The organism is Acinetobacter sp. YH12129 (assembly GCF_013418685.1).
Classification (GTDB): Bacteria; Pseudomonadota; Gammaproteobacteria; order Pseudomonadales; family Moraxellaceae; genus Acinetobacter; species Acinetobacter amyesii.
In genome coordinates, this window is the sequence record NZ_VPBP01000004.1 from 161,197 (window position 1) to 183,539 (window position 22,343).

Annotated in this window: 21 protein-coding genes, 4 tRNA genes and 1 pseudogene; 10 read left to right on the forward strand and 16 right to left on the reverse strand. The window is 39.0% G+C overall.

The features are described 5' to 3' along the window. Nucleotides 1–88 precede the first annotated feature (88 nt). Complete coding sequence (locus FTU65_RS04310) at nt 89–1,963, forward strand: DUF4105 domain-containing protein (protein ID WP_373886723.1); 1,875 nt, start codon at nt 89–91, stop codon at nt 1,961–1,963. Nucleotides 1,964–2,069: 106 nt separating this feature from the next. Beyond that, a complete protein-coding gene (locus FTU65_RS04315; protein ID WP_180066397.1) occupies nt 2,070–3,446 on the forward strand; it encodes a diguanylate cyclase in 1,377 nt (458 codons plus the stop codon). Between the two features lie 79 nt (nt 3,447–3,525). Here the strand turns inward: FTU65_RS04315 and FTU65_RS04320 are convergent, their stop codons facing one another. The 7 genes from FTU65_RS04320 to FTU65_RS04350 all read right to left on the reverse strand — a co-directional run bounded on the left by FTU65_RS04320 (nt 3,526) and on the right by FTU65_RS04350 (nt 9,010). Further along, a complete protein-coding gene (locus FTU65_RS04320; RefSeq protein WP_078191972.1) occupies nt 3,526–3,882 on the reverse strand; it encodes a cupin domain-containing protein in 357 nt (118 codons plus the stop codon). Between the two features lie 120 nt (nt 3,883–4,002). Next, complete coding sequence (gene folE / locus FTU65_RS04325) at nt 4,003–4,551, reverse strand: GTP cyclohydrolase I FolE (protein ID WP_171262632.1); 549 nt, start codon at nt 4,549–4,551, stop codon at nt 4,003–4,005. 95 nt (nt 4,552–4,646) lie between these two features. Further along, entirely contained in the window at nt 4,647–5,336 is a 690-nt protein-coding gene (locus tag FTU65_RS04330; RefSeq protein ID WP_078190270.1) for a Smr/MutS family protein, read from the reverse strand. A 111-nt stretch (nt 5,337–5,447) separates the two neighbouring features. Next, on the reverse strand, nt 5,448–6,368 hold the full coding sequence (locus FTU65_RS04335) for a hypothetical protein (RefSeq protein ID WP_257222589.1): 921 nt from the start codon (nt 6,366–6,368) through the stop codon (nt 5,448–5,450). Nucleotides 6,369–6,537: 169 nt separating this feature from the next. Further along, on the reverse strand, nt 6,538–7,344 hold the full coding sequence (trpC, locus tag FTU65_RS04340) for an indole-3-glycerol phosphate synthase TrpC (protein ID WP_180064999.1): 807 nt from the start codon (nt 7,342–7,344) through the stop codon (nt 6,538–6,540). Between the two features lie 16 nt (nt 7,345–7,360). Further along, nucleotides 7,361–8,407: an anthranilate phosphoribosyltransferase gene (gene trpD / locus FTU65_RS04345; RefSeq protein ID WP_168379163.1), complete on the reverse strand. Its 1,047-nt coding sequence runs from the start codon at nt 8,405–8,407 to the stop codon at nt 7,361–7,363. Between the two features lie 18 nt (nt 8,408–8,425). Then, on the reverse strand, nt 8,426–9,010 hold the full coding sequence (locus FTU65_RS04350) for an aminodeoxychorismate/anthranilate synthase component II (RefSeq protein WP_218949484.1): 585 nt from the start codon (nt 9,008–9,010) through the stop codon (nt 8,426–8,428). A gap of 888 nt (nt 9,011–9,898) precedes the next feature. Between FTU65_RS04350 and glnA the strand changes: the two genes are divergently transcribed. Both glnA and FTU65_RS04360 read left to right on the forward strand, forming a co-directional pair. Then, nucleotides 9,899–11,314: a type I glutamate--ammonia ligase gene (glnA, locus tag FTU65_RS04355; protein WP_171319222.1), complete on the forward strand. Its 1,416-nt coding sequence runs from the start codon at nt 9,899–9,901 to the stop codon at nt 11,312–11,314. Nucleotides 11,315–11,410: 96 nt separating this feature from the next. Continuing rightward, nucleotides 11,411–11,689 (forward strand): hypothetical protein, encoded by a 279-nt coding sequence (locus FTU65_RS04360; RefSeq protein WP_111884533.1) that lies wholly within the window; start codon nt 11,411–11,413, stop codon nt 11,687–11,689. 84 nt (nt 11,690–11,773) lie between these two features. On the opposite strand, the pseudogene FTU65_RS04365 reads toward FTU65_RS04360, so the two are convergent. After that, nucleotides 11,774–12,688 (reverse strand): annotated as a pseudogene (locus tag FTU65_RS04365) (polysaccharide deacetylase family protein). Nucleotides 12,689–12,890: 202 nt separating this feature from the next. On the opposite strand from FTU65_RS04365, the gene FTU65_RS04370 reads away from it, so the two are divergent. From FTU65_RS04370 to FTU65_RS04385, 4 genes are all read left to right on the forward strand, one after another. Continuing rightward, nucleotides 12,891–13,376: a chorismate lyase gene (locus tag FTU65_RS04370; RefSeq protein ID WP_111884531.1), complete on the forward strand. Its 486-nt coding sequence runs from the start codon at nt 12,891–12,893 to the stop codon at nt 13,374–13,376. Between the two features lie 22 nt (nt 13,377–13,398). Next, complete coding sequence (ubiA, locus tag FTU65_RS04375) at nt 13,399–14,280, forward strand: 4-hydroxybenzoate octaprenyltransferase (protein WP_180064998.1); 882 nt, start codon at nt 13,399–13,401, stop codon at nt 14,278–14,280. A gap of 122 nt (nt 14,281–14,402) precedes the next feature. Then, nucleotides 14,403–15,863 carry an alpha/beta hydrolase gene (locus tag FTU65_RS04380; protein WP_180064997.1) on the forward strand — a complete coding sequence of 487 codons (1,461 nt, stop codon included), beginning with the start codon at nt 14,403–14,405 and terminating at the stop codon, nt 15,861–15,863. Between the two features lie 182 nt (nt 15,864–16,045). Beyond that, nucleotides 16,046–16,306: a hypothetical protein gene (locus tag FTU65_RS04385; protein WP_180064996.1), complete on the forward strand. Its 261-nt coding sequence runs from the start codon at nt 16,046–16,048 to the stop codon at nt 16,304–16,306. 75 nt (nt 16,307–16,381) lie between these two features. On the opposite strand, the gene FTU65_RS04390 is transcribed toward FTU65_RS04385, so the two are convergent. The 7 genes from FTU65_RS04390 to FTU65_RS04420 all read right to left on the reverse strand — a co-directional run bounded on the left by FTU65_RS04390 (nt 16,382) and on the right by FTU65_RS04420 (nt 20,021). Further along, entirely contained in the window at nt 16,382–16,864 is a 483-nt protein-coding gene (locus tag FTU65_RS04390) for a DUF2726 domain-containing protein (RefSeq protein WP_218949648.1), read from the reverse strand. A gap of 22 nt (nt 16,865–16,886) precedes the next feature. Beyond that, nucleotides 16,887–16,962, reverse strand: a tRNA-Asn gene (locus FTU65_RS04395). Between the two features lie 256 nt (nt 16,963–17,218). After that, nucleotides 17,219–17,294: transfer RNA gene (locus tag FTU65_RS04400), tRNA-Asn, on the reverse strand. Nucleotides 17,295–17,511: 217 nt separating this feature from the next. Next, a tRNA-Asn gene (locus FTU65_RS04405) sits at nt 17,512–17,587 on the reverse strand. Nucleotides 17,588–17,592: 5 nt separating this feature from the next. Then, a tRNA-Asn gene (locus FTU65_RS04410) sits at nt 17,593–17,668 on the reverse strand. An 811-nt stretch (nt 17,669–18,479) separates the two neighbouring features. Further along, nucleotides 18,480–19,106, reverse strand: a complete 627-nt coding sequence (locus tag FTU65_RS04415; protein ID WP_078192384.1) for a superoxide dismutase — start codon at nt 19,104–19,106, stop codon at nt 18,480–18,482. Nucleotides 19,107–19,262: 156 nt separating this feature from the next. Beyond that, nucleotides 19,263–20,021 (reverse strand): Nif3-like dinuclear metal center hexameric protein, encoded by a 759-nt coding sequence (locus tag FTU65_RS04420; protein WP_180064994.1) that lies wholly within the window; start codon nt 20,019–20,021, stop codon nt 19,263–19,265. A 169-nt stretch (nt 20,022–20,190) separates the two neighbouring features. Here FTU65_RS04420 and FTU65_RS04425 point away from each other — a divergent pair, with 169 nt between their 5' ends. Beyond that, complete coding sequence (locus tag FTU65_RS04425) at nt 20,191–21,369, forward strand: S1C family serine protease (protein WP_180064993.1); 1,179 nt, start codon at nt 20,191–20,193, stop codon at nt 21,367–21,369. 185 nt (nt 21,370–21,554) lie between these two features. Further along, nucleotides 21,555–21,812: a hypothetical protein gene (locus tag FTU65_RS04430; protein WP_078191893.1), complete on the forward strand. Its 258-nt coding sequence runs from the start codon at nt 21,555–21,557 to the stop codon at nt 21,810–21,812. Between the two features lie 104 nt (nt 21,813–21,916). Here FTU65_RS04430 and FTU65_RS04435 read toward each other — a convergent pair whose 3' ends face one another. After that, on the reverse strand, nt 21,917–22,303 hold the full coding sequence (locus FTU65_RS04435; RefSeq protein ID WP_180010435.1) for a carboxymuconolactone decarboxylase family protein: 387 nt from the start codon (nt 22,301–22,303) through the stop codon (nt 21,917–21,919). Between the last annotated feature and the right edge of the window lie 40 nt (nt 22,304–22,343).

Genomic DNA, 22,343 nt, shown 5'->3' on the forward strand with positions numbered 1-22,343 from the left:
CTTTCGGCAGGGTTTTTTATTATCTAAAATATATAAAAATGGATATGAATATAACTGAATGAAATCAATTGCTTTATTTTGTACCTTTATGATTCCGAGTATCTTATATGCTCAGCAAGTTGTAGATCCAAACCTCTCTAAAACCGCTGAGGTACAACGATATATTGAACTTGCACAATCAAAAAAACTGTCTGAACACATCAGTTGGCAGCGACTTTTATATACAGATCATAAAGGACAAAGTGAAGTTGCCTATACAGGTTATTTTTTAGCTGAAAATGGCCGTCAAAGTGCTCAAGCTGAATTAGAGGCAGATGTCGCTGCACTGTTTAAAACCGCCGAACCTAATCAAGCCTTTCGTTGTCGTTTCCCTGCGCGTAGTCAGTGGCTGATGCAAGAGTTAGCCATCCGTTCGGAGCAGTTACCTGTGGTAAGTTGCCCTGAGTTTGATGAATGGTTTGGAAAAATTAAGCCGTATAAAGCGACATTAATTTACGCCACAGACTTTATGGGTAATCCAAGTTCTATGTTTGGACATACCTTATTGCGTCTCGATCCGAAAGATCAGAAAGAACTAAATTTGGTGTCCTATGCCATTAACTATGCAGCGACAGTTGCAGGTGAAGATAACTGGTCTTATGCATGGAAAGGATTAACAGGGCAATATCCTGGTGAATATTCCTTGATGCCGTACTACCGTAAAGTGAAAGAATATGGTGATTTTGAAAGTCGTGATTTGTGGGAATATGAGCTAGCACTGACCGAGCAAGAAACCAGTTATTTGGTTAAACATATTTGGGAAATGCAAAATGTAAGTTTTCCCTATTATTTCGCCAGTGATAACTGTGCATATCGATTATTGGGCTTAATGGATTTGGTTCGCCCCACACTGAATTTAACCGAGAAATTTAAAGTCGCTTCCATTCCCGTTGAGACGATCAAAGTAATCAATGATGAACAACTGATTCAAGCAGCGGTGTATCGTCCTGCATTAGAAACGCAGCTTTTGTCACAAGCGCAGCAACATGGATATCGTTTAGCACGTGAAGCGCATAAGCTCGCTGAAATTGAACCTGATAACATGTCGACAGCAGTCGCTCAGTTTAATGAAGCAGAGCAAGCGAAAATATTGGAAATGGCGTACGACCATCTGTATTTATTACTGATTGGTCGAAAGGTGAGTGCGGAAGAAACGCAGCCTAAATTGCGTCAAATCTTGGCCTTACGTAGCCAATCTTCACAACCCAAACAACGGACTGAACCTAAGCAGCCAAGTCTAGACCCAGTCAATGGACATCATGCGCGAAATTTTTCAGCCGCAGTAGGCGAAGTTCAAGGTGAAAAATATATCGAACTCGGGCATCGTCAGGCATATCATGACTTGATCGATCCGCAAGGTGGCTTTCGGATTGGTACGCAGTTGATGTTTTGGGATGGCTCGATCCAATATCGAGACGACCAATTCAAGATCAATCATTTTGATTTTTTATCGGTCAATTCTTACAACCCGATCACGCCATTTAAAACACCGCTAAGCTGGGGTTTTAATTTTGGCTGGCAGCAAGTGTCAGTAGATGCAGGTCAATTTAGCGAAACGAAACAACATGGTGTAGCTGAATTAAAAGCTCAATCTGGATATAGCTGGGCCAATCAAGAACGCACGCATTTGTGTTATGTGCAGTCTCAAATGCAGGTGCAGGGCGGTAAGTCTCTCGATCAGGGCTGGCGAGTTGGCCTTGGGCCGACACTGGGTTGCCAAAATATTTGGTCAGAAAAACTCAACAGTTTGGTTCAGGCAGAGCTTCCGTATTGGGAAGATACACATCAATGGAATCTGAAACTCGATGCTGAATTACAATATATCGTAACCCAACAACATGCCTTAAGACTAGGATACGAATACCAGCAACAAGATGATCAAGATTGGAATAAAATGAAATTGAGTTATGTATTTTTCTATTAATTTTTAAGATAGATAAAATATGAAATATCAAATAAATTTGTTTTTTTATGTAAGTAAAGCAAGGTATGATTGCTAGCTTTGTAATAGCTGTGGTTTGTGTCACCGAATGAATCAAGAATGTATTACAGGTCTAAGTCAGGCTTGGAAAGATATTTGTGATCAATATACTGAAAATGAACATCTTGCAGCATTGCAATTTATCCAAAGGCATGTTGAACATTTAGTTACTGTTTTTTATGAACAAATGTCACGTGAGCCAGAGTCAGCTGAATTTTTTAAAGACGATATCATTCAAAAAAGGCTCATCGACACTTTAAGAAAATGGTTGTTAGAAACGTTTAATGTCGCACTGAATGGTGAATTTGAAAGCTCAGTCAAAAGACAGCAGAAAGTTGGAATGGTACACGCGCGTGTTGGTATTCCGTCATGGTTCATCATACGTGGTGTGCGTGAAATAGAACGTAAAATATTTGAAATTTTAGAGTTAAACCAAACACAAAATATTCTCCATATGTGTAGTTATATTGTACAAATTATGGGGTTCAGCACTGAAATCATGTGCCGATCTTATGAGATCAATACGGAAAAAAACCAAGAAACAAAACACAATTATCGCTTATTTTCTGCGATGCAAGATGTGGCCGTGCATAAAGATAAACAACGGGGTTCATTGCTCGATTGGGAAAATGAACTGATGTTTAAAATCTTTTCGGGCAATGTTGGTTTTTATCATCCCTTATTTTCAAAATCAGAGTTTGGGCTATGGTTCATTAATAAAGCGGCATATGCTTTTTCAGGTTCAGATCAGGTGCAACTGATTATTGACCGAATTTATGAAGTCGATCAATTAACCCAGCAAACGATGCAGATGACGGAAAAAGATCAGCTGCAACAGTTGATTCAACAGATTCGTGAATTGAACCGTGAAATTCAGCATTTAGTCGATCAACTATTTCAAGTGGCTGAATATATTGAGTCTGGCAATGATTCTTTAACTCAACTTCTGAACCGTCGTTATCTCAGTACGATTATTTCACGTGAAATTACCTTTGCGCGGCAAAATGAAACGCCGTTGTCTTTGCTCGCCTTTGACGCGGATTATTTTAAAATGATCAATGATAAGTTTGGTCATGCGGCAGGTGATCTTGCACTTAAATTTATTGCCGAAGCCTTACAGCGTTATAGTCAAGGTAGCGATTATGCATTCCGTATCGGTGGGGAAGAGTTCTTATTACTCTTGGTGGATACTGGTGTAAACCGTGCGATGAAAATTGCAGAAAATATTCGCCAATATATTGAAAAGGGCCTGATCCGAACGGCACAAGGTCAGCAATTTAGTTTTACCGTAAGTATTGGTTGTGTGCAGTATGATGGACATCCTGACTATCAGCGTTTCTTAGATGCCGCAGATCATGCCTTGTACGCAGCAAAAAATAATGGTCGAAACTGTATTCAAGTCACAAAGCATTTGTCGTATATCTAATTCATCCTGAGAATAAAAACTCCCACATATGGGAGTTTTTTTTATGGGTAAATACGCTTTATGCGAGATGTACCGTAATTTAAACTTCGACAACCACATAGTATTTTTTGACGGCTTCGACAACTTCAAACTTGCCCTGAAACGATGGGGGAATAATGCCCGCTTGGCCAGCGGAAACCTCGATATATCCGCCTTGTTGATCATGAATACGTACTAATCCTTCAAGGATAGTAAAAAACTCTTGTTTGTTCGGTGCAAAGACAATATTCCATGCGCCAACTTCACATTGCCAAATCCCGCAGTCCATATTGGGGTGTACATACAGGCTTGCAGTTTCACGTTTAGGATTGCCCTGAACCAAACGGTCTGGGCGAGGGAAGTCTATGCTGTGTTTGGCTTGCGCTAAACCCTGACCGGCAATATATACATCTGACATGATTCATCCTGAAAATAGTGCTTTGCTATCAAAGCAAACGATTTGCGACATTAAAACACAAATAAAAAAGGCCTCAAGAGCTCGAGGCTTTTTTTATGAGTGCTAACGCTGAATGTTCTATTAATAGCTTTCAGGCACAGCACTTAAGAATTCACGGCGTTCTTCTTTATTGGTTTTAAAGTCACCGACAAAAGAAACGGTACGTGTTGTAGACTCTTGTTTACCTACACCACGCATCATCATGCACATGTGAGCTGAATCAATCACCACAGCAACACCACGTGCACCAGTCACTTCAGCCACAGCTTCAGCGATCTGCTGAGTGAGGTTTTCCTGAATTTGTAAGCGACGGGCAAACATTTCTGTAATACGTGCAAATTTTGATAAACCTAAAACATTGCCTTCTGGGAGATAAGCAATATGTACACGGCCATAAAATGGCAATAAATGGTGCTCGCACAAAGAATAGAATTCGATATTCTTAACTAAGACCATTTCACGGTTATCGGATGGGAAAACCGCATTGTTGGTCACTTCTTCAAGTGTCTGGCTATAACCAGAAGTAAGATATGAAAAAGCTTTAGCAGCACGCATAGGCGTATCTTTAAGACCTGGGCGATTCAGATCTTCACCAACGGCAGTTAGGATATTTGCGTAGGATTGCTGCATAGACATAAGACGTGTTCACTTACACTGAGAGATTGAACAAGGACGGCATTGTAGCAGAAAACTATTACAATGCCTTCTTTTGGAGTTAAATCCGATTATTGTTTAAACTGTGGGTTCTTTTCTGCACGTTTAAGCAGAACCAGTACAGCACCTGTACCGCCTTGTTTTTCTGGGGCGCTCACAAATGCCAATACGTCACGGTGTTGACGTAACCAACTATTTACATAAGTTTTTAAAATTGCTTCTGGACCTTTGCCATGCACAATTTTAATGACGTTTTGATTGTCATCTTTCGCCATTTGAATAATTTGCAGCACGGCAGAACGGGCTTCTTCAACAGTGCAACCGTGTAAGTCGACAGCTTCAAACCAACGTAGATTACCAGCTTTCAAATCTTCAAAAACTTTATGTTGTAAGGTTGCAATGCGATAGCTTAAAGCAGCTTGACTGGCAACAGGGTTGAGCATCGCTTGCGTATCAGAAAGTAATGCATCATCTGTTTCCATAGGACCAATTGCAGCAGCACGTTTAGCCAACGTTTGCGCATCAGGTTTTTTACGACCCACTTTTTCCATTTTTGCAGTATTTCCTGCATTCATTTTTTGAACACCTTGCATTTGCTTTTGGAAAAGCGCGAAGTCTTCTTCCTGCTCTTGTTCAACAGTCTTTGGCGTTGGCTCAGGCTGTTTAGCAATCGTTGAGGAATGTGGATTCGTAATTTGCTTTTTAAAAGATTTCAGTAGGTTGTACTGATCTTTTGAAAGCGAAGAATCGTGTTTGCTCATAATGAAAAAACGGGAAATATACAAAAATTTAGTGCAATTATAGCCTTAAATGGCACTGATTTGAACTGGAAAGACTTTATATAAAGAAGATCTCCTAATTCATTACAAGTCCTATTTGGGCTTCAAAGTTGAATTAATTAATTTAATAACTTTTTTATTTTTATATTGTTCTGCAAGAGCTAATGCTGATTGTTCTTCATTAAATTTAGAAATACACACGATTTCGGTTGAAGCGCCTTTTTCAAGTAAATAAGAAATTATCTGATATTGATTTAGGCGGATAGCTTTACCTAATGGGGAGCATCTAGTGAAATAATATGTTTGTGGTTCAACTTCATCTACTACAAGTTCATTTATTTTTCTCAGCTTCATTTTTTTGATGAAAGAAATATCTGTGTGCTCGATAGCCGCCATAATTAAGGTGGTATCATAAAATTCATTGTTTTCACCAAAATTTAAATATTCAAGATACAAATTTTTGGCTTTTTCATAATTATCAATATCATTTTTCTGTGTCAGGTTCTTTATCGCATTTTGGAAAAAATCATTCATATCATCAAAATCATTTATTGCTGCATGGAACATGAATATATTTATTAAATATGGCTCATCAGCTAAATTTTTTTTCAATAAATGAGGGATATCTTTATAAAAAATCTGTTCAAAATAATTTAATTTTTCCATGGAAATAGGGTGAGATTTAATATTGATTGGTTTTGATAAAGAATTTTTATGTTCTTTAGAAATAGAAAAATAGGTTGAATTTTCAATATTCTTGTTTTTAGTATTGATTGAGTAATTAATGACTATTGGTAAGCCTTGATAACTAATGATTTCAATTTGATTCTTATTGAAATCATAATTTTTGCCCTTTAGCACGTGAGTATTTATATTTGGAAAAATTTGATTTAGGTCAATCTGCGCAGCAATGATGCCTTCGGGCATAGTGGAAATATTAAAGTAGAGGATATGATTTTGGTCAATAAGATACGGTGAGCCTGTATACAGAGTTATATTTTTTGCCCAACTCATCTGGTGTAGTGAAACCAAGATTAATGAAATGAATAGAAGAGTAGAAGAAATAATCGACTTCATTATTTTTAATTCTCAAATGAATAAAAATTATAAAAAGGATGTGTAATTTTTTTAATATGGATGCAAAGGAGAAAAAGGGTGAGCGAACTCACCCTACATATTTCATTTATATTTTATCAGGCACACCAAACAGCTCCTTAAACGCCTGATCAGGGCGTGGCTGCTTCATAAAACTTTCACCGACCAAGAATGCATGAATATCATGTTCTTGCATCATGGCAACATCTGTGGGTGTGGCAATACCGCTTTCTGTCACGAGTAGGCGAGAAGGTTCAAGTAACTTTTTCAAACGTAATGATGTGTTGAGGTCAACATCAAAGGTTTTTAAATTACGGTTATTGACGCCTAGTAGACAATTGTCAGAAAGACGCATTGCACGTTCCAGCTCATCTTCATCATGCACTTCAACCAACACATCTAAGTTATGTTCAAAAGCTGTTTTAGACATTTCTTCCAATTGCTGATCTGATAAACAAGCCACAATTAAAAGAATACAGTCAGCATGTAATGCACGTGCTTCAATTACGCCATAAGGGTCAATTAAAAAATCTTTACGAAGCGCAGGTAAGTCACAGTTCGTACGTGCAATCTGAATGTTTTCATCTGCGCCTTGGAAAAAATCCGCATCGGTGAGAACAGACAAACATGCTGCACCAGCATCTTGATACTGCTGCGCAATTTCAGCAGGGTTAAAGTTTTCACGAATGATGCCTTTCGATGGTGATGCCTTTTTAATTTCAGCAATCACCCCCGGACGTTTAGAGCCGAGGTTTTGTGCAAAACCTCGAACGGGTGTAGCTGCTTGGGCTAGCTCTTCGATATCTTTATAGCTACGTTGTTTAAGACGGGCTGCAAATTCTTCTTTTTTACGGTCAACAATTTTACCTAAAATTGTATTGGCGATATCTACCATGATCTGTGTCCTAATCTTAAGCTTCGTATTCTTTTAAAGTTTTAGTAAATTCAGACAAAATGCCCATTTTTTCTAAGGCTTGACCGCCATAGATAATGTCATGTGCTAATGCAACACCTTGTTTATAGCTTTTGGTTAAGCCTGAAACATAGATACCGGCACCTGCATTTAGGGCAATCATATTCGCGGCTTTATCACCGAGTGCAGATTTATTTTTACCTAAAGCATCTTTAATTAATTTTAGACTTTCCGCAGCACTATCTACAGATAGACCCGTTAAGGTTTGCGACTCGATATCTACAGCTTCCGGCTGAATTTCCCATTCAGTGACTTCGCCATCTTTAAGTTCTGCAACATAAGTACTTGATGCAAGGCTAATTTCATCTAAACCGTCTTTTGAATGCACCACCAAGACATGTTCTGCACCGAGTTGTTTTAAAACTTCAGCCATAGGACGACATAATTCTGTAGAGAAAACACCAATCACAAAACGTTTTACGCCGGCCGGATTCGTAAGCGGGCCAAGTAGGTTGAAAATACTACGGAAGCCCAATTCTTTACGTGGACCAGCAGCATATTTCATGGCTTTATGATGATTAGGTGCAAAGAGGAAACCCACGCCCATTTCACGAATACAGCGTTCAGTTTGCTGCATGTTAAGGTCAAGGTTAATCCCTGCTTGTTCTAAAAGATCAGAAGAGCCTGATTTTGATGAAACACCACGACCACCATGTTTAGCAATAGTTGCACCTGCTGCTGCAATAACAAAACTAGACGCAGTAGAGACGTTAAATAAGTTTTGACCATCACCACCCGTGCCAACGATATCTACCAAATGTGGCAGATCGCTGACATCAATTTTGATCGCAAATTCACGCATTACACGTGCTGCGGCAGTGATTTCATCAATACTTTCACCTTTTTGGCGTAAGCCCATCATGAGTGCGCCAATTTGAGCATCGGTCGCTTCACCTTGCATGATGGTACGCATCACTTCTTCCATTTGAGGTTGAGTGAGTTCAATATTTTTCGTGATGTTATTTAAAGCTTGTTGAATATTCATAATATTTTTTGCACTCGATTATGCGTAAATTTCTAAGAAGTTTTTAAAGATTTGATGGCCATGTTCACTAAGAATTGATTCAGGGTGAAACTGCACGCCTTCGACAGGCAATGTCTTATGTTTGACTCCCATGATTTCTTCCATCGTGCCATCTTCTTCATTGGTCCAGCAGGTCACTTCTAAACATTCAGACAAAGTCGCTTGATCAATCACCAAAGAGTGATAACGCGTTGCTGAAAATGGCGAAGGGAGGTTGCTGAAAATGCCTTGATCGCTGTGATACATGTCAGATAAACGACCGTGCATCACTTTTTTAGCGCGAATAATATCGCCGCCAAAAGCTTGTCCTATGGCTTGGTGGCCTAAACACACACCGAGTAAAGGAATTTTTCCCGCAAAGTGTTGAATCGCAGGAATTGAAATACCTGCTTCACTTGGCGAACAAGGGCCAGGACCAATGACTAAATACTTCGGTTGCCATCGCTCGATATCTTCCAATGTCACGGCATCGTTACGTACAACTTTTACTTCCTGATTTAACTCGCCAAAATATTGGACGATGTTGTAGGTAAAAGAGTCATAATTGTCGATCATCAAAAGCATGAGCGTATTAACCTTTGAAATTTATGCACTTAACTGTGCTTAGAATAGTCCGAAATGATTCTAAATAGTTGTATATTGACCCAAATATCGTGTGGATATTTTAAATAGAAAAATAGTGAAATATTTAGAATGCAGCCAATCATAGCAAATATTATTCAATTTCTGCTGAACAATTTCGCCAAAGTTCATCGCAACTGAAATCATTTCAGCAAATTATCGACTTATAAATTTAGGATTTAAGTTGAACAAAGCAATAGGCTGAATTTAAGTGTTTAAAATGTGTTCAATTGATATTTTAAAAAGATCTGCTTACTGTCGTTAAAAATTGCAATTCAGGCTCTAGCTGGAAAAATATGAACCGTTTTGAAGCAAAATCACCAAAATGGAGCACAATTAATGCAAAGGTAGATTGATCAAAATTAAAACAAAATGGTTAAATCTACTTCAAAAAAAGAGTGCTTTAAGGGCTCAAAAAACCTAAATATCGATCATGAATATAGTTATCACGCTGGTATTTTTCCATCTAGAACTAGCTAAACCATTAGTTTCTATCGTATTTAAATTCGACCTTAAAGCTTGAATAAAATCCTAATAATTTTATCGTTGAAAGCGATTAATCATTTTGGTGCATACTGGTGCAAAACCAAGTTGCACTATTTTGATACACCTGCGAGAAGTTTTTAAACAAAAGTGATGAAGAGTGGCTGAATATGGTGCATTTACTGTTACACACAGTATAATAGTCGAAAAGCAAGGAGCTAAAATCTTCTATTCTGATAAGGAATTCAGTATTTTAGCTTAGCTTTTAAAAGTTGGTACGGTAATTGCTTAATAACTACCAACTACTAACACGCACTTCAGTGTGCACAAAAAAATCATCGGAGCAAAATGAGCATGGCGAACAAGGTCCTTCAACTCATCCAAGAAAGTGGCGCAAAATGGGTCGATTTTCGCTTTACTGATACTAAGGGTAAAGAACAACACGTAACTTACCCAGCAGATTCAATCGACGAAGATACGTTTGAAGATGGCAAAATGTTTGATGGTTCTTCAATTGCTGGTTGGAAAGGCATTGAAGCATCTGACATGATCTTACGTCCAGATGCAGAAACTTGTTTTATCGACCCGTTCTTTGCAGAAGCTACAGTTGTTGTGACTTGTGATGTTATCGAACCTTCAACTGGTCAAGGTTATGAACGTGACCCACGCTCTATTGCTCGCCGTGCGGAAGAATACCTAAAATCAACTGGTATCGGTGATACAGCTTTCTTTGGTCCAGAACCAGAATTCTTCGTTTTTGACGAAGTAAAATGGGACATCGATATGTCTGGCGCGCGTCACACATTAATCGCTGAAGAAGCTGCTTGGTCTACTGGTAAAGATTACGAAGCGGGTAACTCTGGTCACCGTCCACGTGTGAAAGGTGGTTACTTCCCAGTTCCTCCTGTAGATTCTTCACAAGATATGCGTGCAGATATGTGTGCAAAAATTGAAGACATCATGGGCCCAGGTCGTGTAGAAGTACATCACCACGAAGTTGCATCTTGCCAGCTTGAAATCGGTGTAAGCTTCAACACTATGGTTCGTAAAGCGGACGAAGTACAACAGTTCAAATATGCTGTTTGGAACGTTGCTCACCAATATGCTAAAACTGCTACGTTTATGCCTAAACCAATGGTTGGCGATAACGGTTCTGGTATGCACGTTCACATGTCGATCTCTAAAGACGGCAAGAACTTGTTTGCTGGTGATGAATACGCTGGTCTTTCAGAAATGGCGTTATACTTCATTGGTGGTGTGATCAAACATGCTCGTTCATTGAACGCAATCACAAACCCTTCGACTAACTCGTACAAACGTTTAGTTCCACATTTTGAAGCACCGATTATGCTTGCTTACTCAGCACGTAACCGTTCAGCTTCTATCCGTATTCCTTATGTTTCTAGCCCTAAAGGCAAACGTATCGAAGCACGTTTCCCAGATCCAATGATGAACCCGTATTTAGGTTTCGCTGCACTTCTTATGGCTGGTCTTGACGGTATTCAAAACAAGATCCACCCAGGTGAAGCTGCTGACAAGAACTTGTACGACCTTCCTCCTGAAGAAGAAGCTAAAATCCCTACAGTGGCTCATAGCTTAGATATGGCGCTTGAAGCTCTTGCAGCTGACCATGATTACCTTCTTAAAGGTGGCGTGTTCACTAAAGAAATGCTTGATGCCTACATCGAACTTAAAACTGAAGAAGTTCGTCGTCTTAACACGACTACTCACCCAGTTGAATTCGACATGTACTACAGCTTGTAATTCTGTACAGAATTTCACTGTAAAAAGACCCGCCTTGTGCGGGTTTTTTTATGGGATGGGTTAAGATAAAGCAAAGAGTTGAATGAATATCTAAACATGGCAAAACCACGTAAAAAACATACCGGTTTTTTCCCTTGGATTGATCCAGCGGATCAGGCAAAGGGATTTAAACTCAACTTCTCAGAAGTGACTTATTTGGAAGTGGGACGGACAGTTGAAGGTTATAAGCAGGCTCAATTTGTCGAGCTGAAAAACCCAGAGCTGGCATTGGAGTTTGAATACCCTGAAAGTTTTTATATTACGACCGAAGGGTTGGTTTTAATAAAAACGCCGCAAGGCAAGTTTGAAGCCATTGCCAAGACAGATAACTTTTAATTCAACACTAAAAAAATTGAACTTAAAAAATGACCTGAAACACAGCAGGTCATTTTTATTGAATGTCTAGCAATTCACCAACCATCATTGCAAATCATGCTGTTTTAAATTATCGATTTCATATGGCGCATCTTCGGCAGGGTAGCGTAAGTTTTCGAATCCTTTGGTTTTGGCAATGGACCAAATCACACTCTCTCCCGCAGGGATGTTTTGGCTGCGCTGTGAATATAGTGGGTCTTGTAGGGCGTCTGCTGCTGAAATAAAAGTCCAGCCATGTTGCTGAAAGGCGGTAAGGAGATCTTTTAAAAATGCGGCATTAATAGCATTCACATGTAAAAGTAAAACATGCTGTGGTGAACGATTTATGGTGAGCTGGGCAAGTTGGTCATAATAATCTGCTCGGTGAAGCAGGTGAGCAATATACGCTTGTTTTAGGGGGTCTAATTTGTCCTGATCTTGCTGTTTGGCATAGTCGAGATATTTTTGGTTATAAAACCAGTCACTGGCATCTATACTGACTCCGCCAATGCGGTATTTATGCTGTGCTAGCCATAGATAGACAGCATCACGTTTTTCAGCGCTATTACCTTCTTTTAAAAATGGATAGCGGTAAATACGTGTGTAATTCGGCAACGTTTTTAGCACGGTATCCGCCTGTTCAATGCTGTGTAGATAATCGTGTACAGTGACACTTTGTTTATTCAGGTTTTGGTGCAATGCACTGTGATTGCCAATCAGATGGCCGGATTGTCCCCACGCTTGAATCAGTTACTTGCCTTGATAATCACCAATTTTAATCAGGCTCGGAAAAACTATAGTTTTGATTTGCTGATCATGCAGATGCTTTAAAATTTGAGCATTGATTTGTTCCGCTTGTGCGTTAAACGCTGGATTTAATCCATCATCAAAACTGAGGGCAATAGATTTTGCTTGAACCGTGATATTGGCACAAAGTAAAACGAAAAAAATAAAAACATGTAGCGGGTAAAATGGAAACATTATGCTTGTGTAATTTAGTGGTTATCCACGACATCATACTGTGTATGTGAGGTTTGTGTTGATTGCATATGTAATGAAGTGCTTAAGCTGTTTTGGTTTTGCTCATTTTACTGAAAACAAGCTATTGGTCATGAAAAACGATGTTGAGTTGGTTACACTAATGATTCGCTATACTCAGCAAATGGTTAAAGGGAAATGAAATATGCAGCGTCAAGCATGCGAAATGCGGGATAAAAGAATGTCTCCTGAATTAAGAACATGGTTGTATGCTTCGGGTTCATTAACCCAACAATTAACAGATTTTGCCCAAGGTGTATTTAAAGTTGAGCCGAGTATTGAGCAATTTCAACGTATGACGCTTCAAGATGCACGGTGGCTACAAATGCCAATACAGCACACAGCTTGGGTACGTGAAAGTTATTTATATGGCTGTGAAGCTGAGCCGTGGGTCAAGGCAAAAAGTATATTTCCAATCCTTAGCATACAAGGACGTGCGCGGATTTTTCAGCATATTGGTAAAAAACCGATCGGACATTTTTTATTTCAGCGTACCAATCCGAAGTGTGAGCGGCGTGTACTGTGGCTAGACGATGGTTGGACACGTCAGAGCTGTTATACTTGGCATGGTTGTAAATTTATTGTTCAGGAAACTTTTTTAGCGAGTTTTGAACAATATTTGCAGAAATAACATTACCAGATGAAGGACAGTCATGGCCGTGGTGCAACAGATTACTTGGCAGCAGCGTTTAGAAGCTTATTACTATTTATGTCGCTTCGATAAGCCAATTGGCACGGAACTGGTTTTTTGGCCAACCATGTGGGCACTGTGGATTGCCAATCAAGGAACACCGCAATTCAGTATTTTGATTCCCATGATTTTGGGCACGATATTTATGCGTGCAGCAGGTTGTGCGATTAATGACTTTGCTGACCGTAAAGTCGATGGTGCTGTGGAAAGAACCAAACATCGTCCTTTAGCCACTGGAGTGATTAGTGCTAAAGAAGCCATATATGTGTTCTTGATCTTGGTACTTGCTAGCGCATGTATGTTGTTCTTTTTACCGATAGAAACTTTTTATTGGTCCTTTGGTGCATTGTTTTTAGCGTTCATTTATCCCTTTATGAAACGCTACACGCATCTGCCACAAGTATTTTTAGGCGCGGCATTTTCATGGTCGATTCCTATGGCTTACACCGCTGTGGGGCAAACACCTGATTTGACTTGCTGGTTATTGTACTTTGGTAATTTGGCGTGGACCGTTGCATATGACACACAATATGCCATTACTGACCGTGAATATGATTTGAAAATTGGCGTGAAATCAACTGCGATTTTATTTGGTAAATATGATATAGAAATCATTTCTTTATTACAGGCGCTAAGCATTGTACTGATTGGTTCTGCGTTGTATTTAGAAGATCTCTTGATGCCATTTGGTTTAGTTGCAATGTTGGCTGTGGCTGCCGATTTTATTTACCAATGGACTAAAACCAGAGGCCGTGATCCGCAGTTATGTTTTTGGGCGTTTCGCCATAACCGCTGGGTAGGGCTTATGATTTTTATTGGAATTTTCATGGCCCTGACGCTTTAATGTCATTGATCTGAAACTTTTTAAAATGAACTAAAGCATCCTATTCGGGTGCTTTTTTTTATGCATTAATAAAAAGGCATGTAGTTTCATGTTTAAAGAATAATGATTAAAAAGGATATTTTATGAAACGTTCAAAAATAGCATTAGCTTTGACAGTTGCAGTTTCTATGCTGTCTTTAACCGCGTGTAATGACGATGATAATGACTCATCATCTTCGAATCAAAAATCAACATTTGTGTCTGAAGCAAATTATGCTTTAGATACTGTAGACAATACATCGTCCATAAAAGTCATGACGTATAACATGACCAATGTGCAGGGGAAAGCAGCAACAGCAACGGCTTTAGTGTTGTTTCCAAAAGCTACTCAACCTAAAGATGGTTATCGTGTTGTGGTATGGGAGCATGGAACAGTCGGAGCTGGAGATGAATGTGCGCCAAGTAAAAATGTAATTCATCCACGCTTTAAAATTCTAGCTAACACGCTTATGGCGGCAGGTTATGTAATTGTGGCACCAGACTATGAGGGTTTAGGAACCAAGGGAGTTCATCCATACCTTAATTTATCGAGTGCGGCAAATTCGGCGCTTACTGCAGTTAAAGCGGCAAAAGAACATTATGGTAAGCAACTCAATGGTCAGTGGATGTCGATTGGTCAATCGCAAGGTGGTCATGCATCCTTAGGGACGGCGGAATTTGCGAATACCGATACTAATTATAAAGGTGCAGTAGCAGCCGCACCTGCGTCGAGTTTAGGCACGATTATTAAGATCTATTTAGATCCAAAACTAAATGTTGATGCAAATGGTCAACCTAAAGCCCATGGATTGAATAGATTGGATGAACAGTTGGCACAAGTGCGTTATGCACTTAGTATGGGGCAGCTTTCGGAGGTTCAAGCACAAGCGTTAATTGATCAAATTGCAGATGGCTATGCTGAGCTTTTGGCATATGCTGCATTGACCAGTTCAGGTATTAAAGCCTATGAGCCAAATTATGATTTAAAAAATATTTTTACTGCTGATGCCGGTGTTATTGCAGAAAAAGCCTATGGGCGTACAGGGGATGACGGTGCATGTTTAAGTTATGCCGATCCAAATGGCGCAAATGGTTTGCAAGAACAGTTTAAAGCAGCTGTGATTGAATTCTTAAAAGATCCAACGCATACGGTTTCACAGTACGGAATTGATTTGAATAAAATCGATACCGATCCCGTTGTTCAGAAATTTTTAAATGATAATCAGCCAGCGACAAATGCAACTGCTGCCAAAGTAATTAAAGCCCCTGTTTATATTATTCAAGGTGAAGAAGATAAAGCTGTATTACCTCCTGTGACTCAAGCTTTATTTGAAAATATGAAAACGCAAGCGACGAAGTATTTCCCAGAGGCAAATTATGCTGAAGGTTATCAATTAGACGTTGTGCCAAATGCAAGTCATACACAGGCGATTATCTGTAGAAATGCGCAAGCGGTCGAATTTATTCAAGCTAAAATGTCCGCAGGTACAGGTATCGATTTAACCAATGAGCAAAAAGATGCGAGCCAAAGTCCACATTGTACGGGTATAGCTGCTTCAAGCTAAGTTTTTAAATAATAAAAAAGGAGCATGTCTCCTTTTTTTATTGAATATTGGATTGTTAATCATTCAATCCGTGAAAATGAGGGGCATCGTTAGTTCGAGCAAAGAATGATATGAAGGCTTGAGCGAATTTTGTTTTTTGCTATATTGGGCGTCGAATTATTTATGTAAATGAAAGAATCGTTATGTCTGAAGTTAAGCCAAAACCCAATACCAAAAAGATGATCATTTTGATGGCACTTGGGCTATTGATTCCTATATTTTTGGTCAGTATGGCTTTTCTTGCAGTCAATAGTGATGCTAAAAACCAAGAAAAGTATAAGCAACAACAAGCTGAAATGATTGAGCGTATTAAAGAAAAAGAAGCTCAAGATGCGGCTTTGGCTGCTGAGGCTGACCAAGCAGTATCAGAAGTGCTGGCTGTTCAAGAGTCAAATGCTCAATAAAATTCAGCTTACATTGTGGATGTGAATGCAATGCGCATTCACTCAATGTTTGATTTTGATTTACGTATTTTACAACTATTTATTTACATCATGCCTGAGCGTGTGAACTGTTGGAATACTGGTGTAGCGGATTACACGGTAGCCAGCTTCTTCAAGCATTGCATCACGTTCAGCATCTTCTTGCTCTTTGCCTATATGACTGGGGTCATCCAGTTCGATAATTACAAGCACATCGTAAGTTTGGTCAAGTATGACAAAATCAGTGACTTTTCGATTAAATCTATTTCTGATTTTGTAATTTTGAGTGGTGATCAGTGCGCTAAACGCCACTTGTGCTAAAATGTGGTAGTCCGGAAATGCTTCATTTAAACGATGAAACATCTTACTTTCAAAGGCAGTGATTACACGACGTGGGAAAAACTTTTGTTTGCTTCTAAACAGTCTCGGAAAGACTAAGCAGACAAGGGCAAAAGTTGCCAAGCAACCAATAATAAAAAATATGAACTGACTTAGATCTGGCACGGAATAAACTACATATATGAAAAAAGCCCACGTCATGATGCGTGGGCTTTTTAGAATTTGGCTCTCCAACCTGGGCTCGAACCAGGGACCTGCGGATTAACAGTCCGTCGCTCTACCGACTGAGCTATTGGAGAATCTGCACGCATTCTATGGGGCAAATGCAGTGAGGTCAAGTCAGAATTGCAAAAAATAAGGAAATTTAGGCTGAATGTATTAAATATAAACACCTTTAATATAAAGCGTTTTTAAAACTTAAGCTCTGACTATTCTTTCTAATGTGGTCGGAGAGCTAAGTGAATAGCTTAGGTCATAGAGCAAGTTATACTTATCTTAAAACAAAAGTCAGAGCATAAAAAAAGCCCACGACATAATGCGTGGGCTTTTAGAATTTGGCTCTCCAACCTGGGCTCGAACCAGGGACCTGCGGATTAACAGTCCGTCGCTCTACCGACTGAGCTATTGGAGAATCTGAAGTGGATTCTAAAGATGTATGGGAGGGTGGTCAAGCCTGATTTAAATAAAATACTTAAAAATCAAATTAAGTGTTTTAAAAATAGCCGAATCAGACAACTTGGTACATATACGGATACTTTTTAGGATAGCAAAAACAAAAAAGTAGGTATGCTTTGTTAAATAGTTGGCGATAAAAAACCCACTTCGCAATGAGTGGGCTTTTTAGAATCTGGCTCTTCCACCTGGGCTCGAACCAGGGACCTGCGGATTAACAGTCCGTCGCTCTACCGACTGAGCTATGGAAGAATAGATGGCTCTCCAACCTGGGCTCGAACCAGGGACCTGCGGATTAACAGTCCGTCGCTCTACCGACTGAGCTATTGGAGAATCTGATGCGCATTTTAGGGATGAATTTTAAAGTGGTCAAGCAGATTTGATGAAATGACCATTTGAATGTTTTTTTATTGTTCAAGTCTAGAAATTTTTTCTTAAATAGCGGTTATTTTTGAAGTTTTTTATATCATCTAGGTTGCTGATTTGCTTTATCGTCAAATTTTGTAGATTTAAATTTTTAAGCGTAGTTATACGTTTCTCTTGATCTAAAGGAATTATAATTTGGAATAATAAATATATTTCTAAAATTTGATGGTTTGCGAAGGTGTCTAAATGAAATTTAGAAAAAGACATAACAGGTTTAATGGTGTTTTGGAGTAGATTAAAAAGATTTTGATTGTGTTTGAATACAATCCTTAATAAATATTCATTACCGACAGGTAATAGTTTATAGTGACTTTTTGTGTTGTTAATGGATATGCTTTCTATTTGATCATAGTTAAACTGAATTTTCATTATATAAAGTTGAATTATACAATGACTTTCGAAAAATCTAATTTGTGGCAGTCCATTTTTGATGATAAGTAAAATTAAGACGAATTCCATAATTGATAATCCAGTCAATATTAGTGCTGAATTAAAGCTATATTTAATAGATTCTTGAACATAAGAGTAACTCACATACTGGATTATAGTGATAAAGATAAACATCACTAATATTTTGGTATATTTTGCTTTTATGATTAGTAATGGCTCTTGATTCATTCTTTTGTGTAGTATTGTTTGTTGTGGCAGTATGATATTTAAAGCATAAAAAATCACCCTAAAAGGGTGATTTTTTTGACTTTTGAATAAGTTTTAAAACTTATTTTTCAACGCCAGCAGCTTGACCTGCATATTTAGCGTTTGCATAGTCCCAGTTCACTAGGCTTTCTAAGAAAGTAGAGATGTATTTAGGACGAGCGTTACGGAAATCGATGTAGTAAGCGTGTTCCCAAACGTCGATAGTCAACACAGCAACTTTACCGTGAGCAAGTGGAGTGTCAGCATTTGAAGTTTTAAGGATAGAAAGGTTGCCGTTTACTTCGTCAGCAACTAACCAAGCCCAACCTGAACCGAACTGAGTTGCAGCAGCATTTGCAAATTCTTCAGCGAATTTTTCGTAAGAACCAAAAGCTTCGTCGATTTTAGCTGCTAAAGCGCCAGTAGCTTTACCGCCACCGTTTTTAGCCATACAGTTCCAGTAGAATGTGTGGTTCCATACTTGAGCTGCATTGTTGAAGATACCAGCTTTAGAAGCATCGCCTTTAACAGCAGTGATGATTTCTTCTAAAGTTTTGCCAGCAAGGTCAGTACCTTCAATTGCTTTGTTTAGGTTAACCACATAAGTATTGTGGTGTTTGTCGTGATGGTATTCTAAAGTTTCTTTGCTGATATGAGGAGCAAGATCTTCGTAACCGTAAGGTAACGCTGGTAAAGTAATCGTTGTCATGTTTTCAATTCCTTGCATTTTGCTGGGTTTTGACATTAAGTGCCGTTATTGTAATAGATTCTTGCAGTAAAATGCGCATTGCTTATAAATAACAATACAGAATAAAGCCTGAAAATATACGTATAAGGACTGAGCCAAAGACCAGGACGATTTAAATTAAATCGGGTTATTTAATTCGAAATAACTATACTCAATATTGAACTGTTCTGAAATAGCTTTCGCAAGTCGTTGTACACCATAACGCTCGGTTGCATGATGTCCACATGCATAATAATGCACGTTTAATTCTTCAGCCTCATAAAAAGTGCGTTCACTCACTTCACCTGAAATGTACGCATCACAATCTAATGCAGCCGCCTTGCCAATAAAGTCCTGTGCGCCACCCGTACAAAAACCAATTTTTTGAATAGAGGGTTTATCTGCCGCCAGGTGAATGGCATCAAATCCTAATCTTTCAGAAACGAACTCTTTAAACGCCGCTGGAGTCATGGCTTGTTTTAAATAACCAACATTGCCAATAGGATTGCGCTCAGTAGGATCTAAGGCTTCAATATTCTCTAATTCGAGCAAATCTGCTATCGCTGCATTATTACCTAAAGTAGGGTGACTATCTAAAGGTAAGTGATAACCAACGAGTGAAATATCGTTTTTGATCAGGCTTTTGATTCGTTTGCCACGCATACCTGTGATTGGGTAAGCTTCACCTTTCCAAAAATAACCATGGTGTACCAATAGCAAATCAGCTTTTGCTGCTATCGCGGCTTCAATCGCTGTTTGTGACGCGGTAACTGCACATAAAATTTTATGCACTTCTGCTGAGCCTTCAATTTGCAAGCCGTTGGGAGCATAGTCCTTAAATTCATGTGCTTTGAGTGTGCTATCACACCATTGAATAATTTCACTTAACTGAGCCATATACTGTCCAAAATCTCAAAAAGATGCATCAAAATTTACGATTGTTTAAATTGTAACTAAAGAATCACAAATCTCTGTGTTTATTTTTAAGTTTGTTGAAAATATTACATTACAATACGATATAAATTATTTAGCCATCAATGAATTATAAAATTTAGAGGATATAGACGTGCGTCGGACCTTTACATGGTTACCTTGGGTATTATTAATACTTGTGATCATCGGTTTCTTTACATGGCAACAGGTTCAAAAACCTAAAGCACCCATTGCCCCAGATGGGGTCAAAATGCCTGCAGAAAAGGTTGAGCCCCTCATTGATACGTCGCGTACAGGCGGTGTAGTTTCGTATAGTGCTGCGGTAAAAGTTGCGGCTCCAGCGGTTGTCAATATTTTCACTACGCAAAAAGTGAAACAATTGGATCATCCTTTATTAAATGATCCGGTTTACCGTGAGTTTTTTGGTAATCAACTTCCAGATCAAACCAATCAAAACGAAAATAGTTTAGGTTCTGGTGTGATTGTTCGTCCAGATGGCTATATTTTGACGAATAACCATGTGATTGCGCAGGCCGATCAGATCGTTGTGGCTTTACATGATGGTCGTCGTGCTGAAGCGAAAGTTGTGGGTACAGACCCAGATACAGACCTAGCTGTGATTAAGATTGAAATGAGTCAATTACCGGTTTTGCCATTTAAGCTAAGTGGCAATGAAGTCGGTGATGTCGTCCTAGCGATTGGTAACCCTTTTGGCGTGGGTCAGACGGTTACGCAAGGGATTATCTCAGCTACAGGTCGTTCAGATTTGGGAATCAACACTTACGAAGACTTTATTCAAACAGATGCTGCGATCAACCCCGGCAACTCTGGTGGTGCTTTAATTGATGTTGCAGGGAACTTAATTGGTGTAAATACCGCGATCTTCTCGCAGTCAGGTGGCTCTTTGGGGATTGGTTTTGCCATTCCTGCAAAAGTGTGCCAACAAGTGCTGAACGCTATTTTAAAAGATGGGCGAGTGGTACGTGGTTGGTTAGGTATTAGTTTACTTCCAATTAAACAAGAAAATATTTTAGATCCACGGGTGAATGGCGTGATTGTCGCAGATGTCATTCGCAATGGACCTGCAGCACAAGCAGGTTTAAAACGTGGTGATAAAATCATGAAAGTGAATAATGAGCTAATTACCTCGACTTCGCATTTAATCAACTACGTTGCACAACAAGCGCCATTGAGCACTATGCAAATTGACATTGAGCGAGACGGAAAGGTGATGACATTGCCGGTACAAGTGGGAGAGCGTAAACCGCAAACTCAAAACAGTGACTCGCAATATATTCCATTACCCCGCTAGCATAGAAAATCCCTCTTCATGAGGGATTTTTTTTGAGTTCCTTTTTTGCACATCGCTTTGAAGAGCTTCGTTTGCGCCAAACAATGCGCTTTGAAATTGAAATATCAATTACAAAAATGCATTGCACGCTTTGCTGAATTTGGCTTAATTTATAAGCAATAATAATCAGATAAGCGTATAAGAATATGAGCTTTTTACCCGCTGAACATGCCAAAGTTTTATCCAGTCAAGCCAATTTAGATATCGCCTTATATAAGACACGTTTGGCTTTGCTGATTGAGGAAAATGCCAAACAGGGGAATACCGCCGTATTTACGGTTTTACCCAAGCATTTAGCTTTAGAAGAGATTCGAAGTTTATCTGCTGAGCTTACAGAATTGGGATATCAAGTTCGATTTGAAGTGAATGAATTCTTCTATAATTTTAATGTCTACTGGATTTGATTCGGGATTCACTGCATTTAAGGTCCTAAGTTAAAAACAAGATGAAACCCTTTAGAAAACCACGCTAAGCGTAGTTTTCTAAAACTGTTTTATAACGCAGTATCTTATTCAGATTTTTGATAGTCGTTAATGACTTCAAGCGCCGCACGAAAGGCTTCTTGAGTCGCTGGTGCACCACAATATGGCAAACTATGAAGTAATACTTCCTGAATTTCTTCTACAGTCGCCCCGTTATTTAAAGCACCTCGGACATGACCTTTGAGTTCTGTCGGACTTTTTTGTGCTGTTAAAAATGCAATAGTAATCAGTGAGCGATATTTACGGGGTAAAACGCCTTCACGCTGCCAAGTTGAACCCCATGCATGCTCATTAATCCAATCTTGCAAAGGTTGAGTAAATGGCACGGTATTGTCTTGCGCACGTTTGACGAAACTCTCACCCATAACTTCAGTACGAACTTTTAAGCCATTTTCATAATCTTGTTTTGACATGCAGCAAACCCTCTGTGATGTAATTTTGCAGTACAGCCTA

Excerpts from the sequence above, each read along its gene's own strand:
- FTU65_RS04310 (WP_373886723.1), top strand. The coding sequence starts at position 89 with ATGATTCCGAGTATCTTATATGCTCAGCAAGTTGTAGATCCAAACCTC.
- FTU65_RS04315 (WP_180066397.1), top strand. The coding sequence starts at position 2,070 with ATGAATCAAGAATGTATTACAGGTCTAAGTCAGGCTTGGAAAGATATT.
- FTU65_RS04320 (WP_078191972.1), bottom strand. The coding sequence starts at position 3,882 with ATGTCAGATGTATATATTGCCGGTCAGGGTTTAGCGCAAGCCAAACAC.
- folE (WP_171262632.1), bottom strand. The coding sequence starts at position 4,551 with ATGCAGCAATCCTACGCAAATATCCTAACTGCCGTTGGTGAAGATCTG.
- FTU65_RS04330 (WP_078190270.1), bottom strand. The coding sequence starts at position 5,336 with ATGAGCAAACACGATTCTTCGCTTTCAAAAGATCAGTACAACCTACTG.
- FTU65_RS04335 (WP_257222589.1), bottom strand. The coding sequence starts at position 6,368 with ATGAGTTGGGCAAAAAATATAACTCTGTATACAGGCTCACCGTATCTT.
- trpC (WP_180064999.1), bottom strand. The coding sequence starts at position 7,344 with ATGGTAGATATCGCCAATACAATTTTAGGTAAAATTGTTGACCGTAAA.
- trpD (WP_168379163.1), bottom strand. The coding sequence starts at position 8,407 with ATGAATATTCAACAAGCTTTAAATAACATCACGAAAAATATTGAACTC.
- FTU65_RS04350 (WP_218949484.1), bottom strand. The coding sequence starts at position 9,010 with ATGCTTTTGATGATCGACAATTATGACTCTTTTACCTACAACATCGTC.
- glnA (WP_171319222.1), top strand. The coding sequence starts at position 9,899 with ATGAGCATGGCGAACAAGGTCCTTCAACTCATCCAAGAAAGTGGCGCA.
- FTU65_RS04360 (WP_111884533.1), top strand. The coding sequence starts at position 11,411 with ATGGCAAAACCACGTAAAAAACATACCGGTTTTTTCCCTTGGATTGAT.
- FTU65_RS04370 (WP_111884531.1), top strand. The coding sequence starts at position 12,891 with ATGCAGCGTCAAGCATGCGAAATGCGGGATAAAAGAATGTCTCCTGAA.
- ubiA (WP_180064998.1), top strand. The coding sequence starts at position 13,399 with ATGGCCGTGGTGCAACAGATTACTTGGCAGCAGCGTTTAGAAGCTTAT.
- FTU65_RS04380 (WP_180064997.1), top strand. The coding sequence starts at position 14,403 with ATGAAACGTTCAAAAATAGCATTAGCTTTGACAGTTGCAGTTTCTATG.
- FTU65_RS04385 (WP_180064996.1), top strand. The coding sequence starts at position 16,046 with ATGTCTGAAGTTAAGCCAAAACCCAATACCAAAAAGATGATCATTTTG.
- FTU65_RS04390 (WP_218949648.1), bottom strand. The coding sequence starts at position 16,864 with ATGACGTGGGCTTTTTTCATATATGTAGTTTATTCCGTGCCAGATCTA.
- FTU65_RS04415 (WP_078192384.1), bottom strand. The coding sequence starts at position 19,106 with ATGACAACGATTACTTTACCAGCGTTACCTTACGGTTACGAAGATCTT.
- FTU65_RS04420 (WP_180064994.1), bottom strand. The coding sequence starts at position 20,021 with ATGGCTCAGTTAAGTGAAATTATTCAATGGTGTGATAGCACACTCAAA.
- FTU65_RS04430 (WP_078191893.1), top strand. The coding sequence starts at position 21,555 with ATGAGCTTTTTACCCGCTGAACATGCCAAAGTTTTATCCAGTCAAGCC.
- FTU65_RS04435 (WP_180010435.1), bottom strand. The coding sequence starts at position 22,303 with ATGTCAAAACAAGATTATGAAAATGGCTTAAAAGTTCGTACTGAAGTT.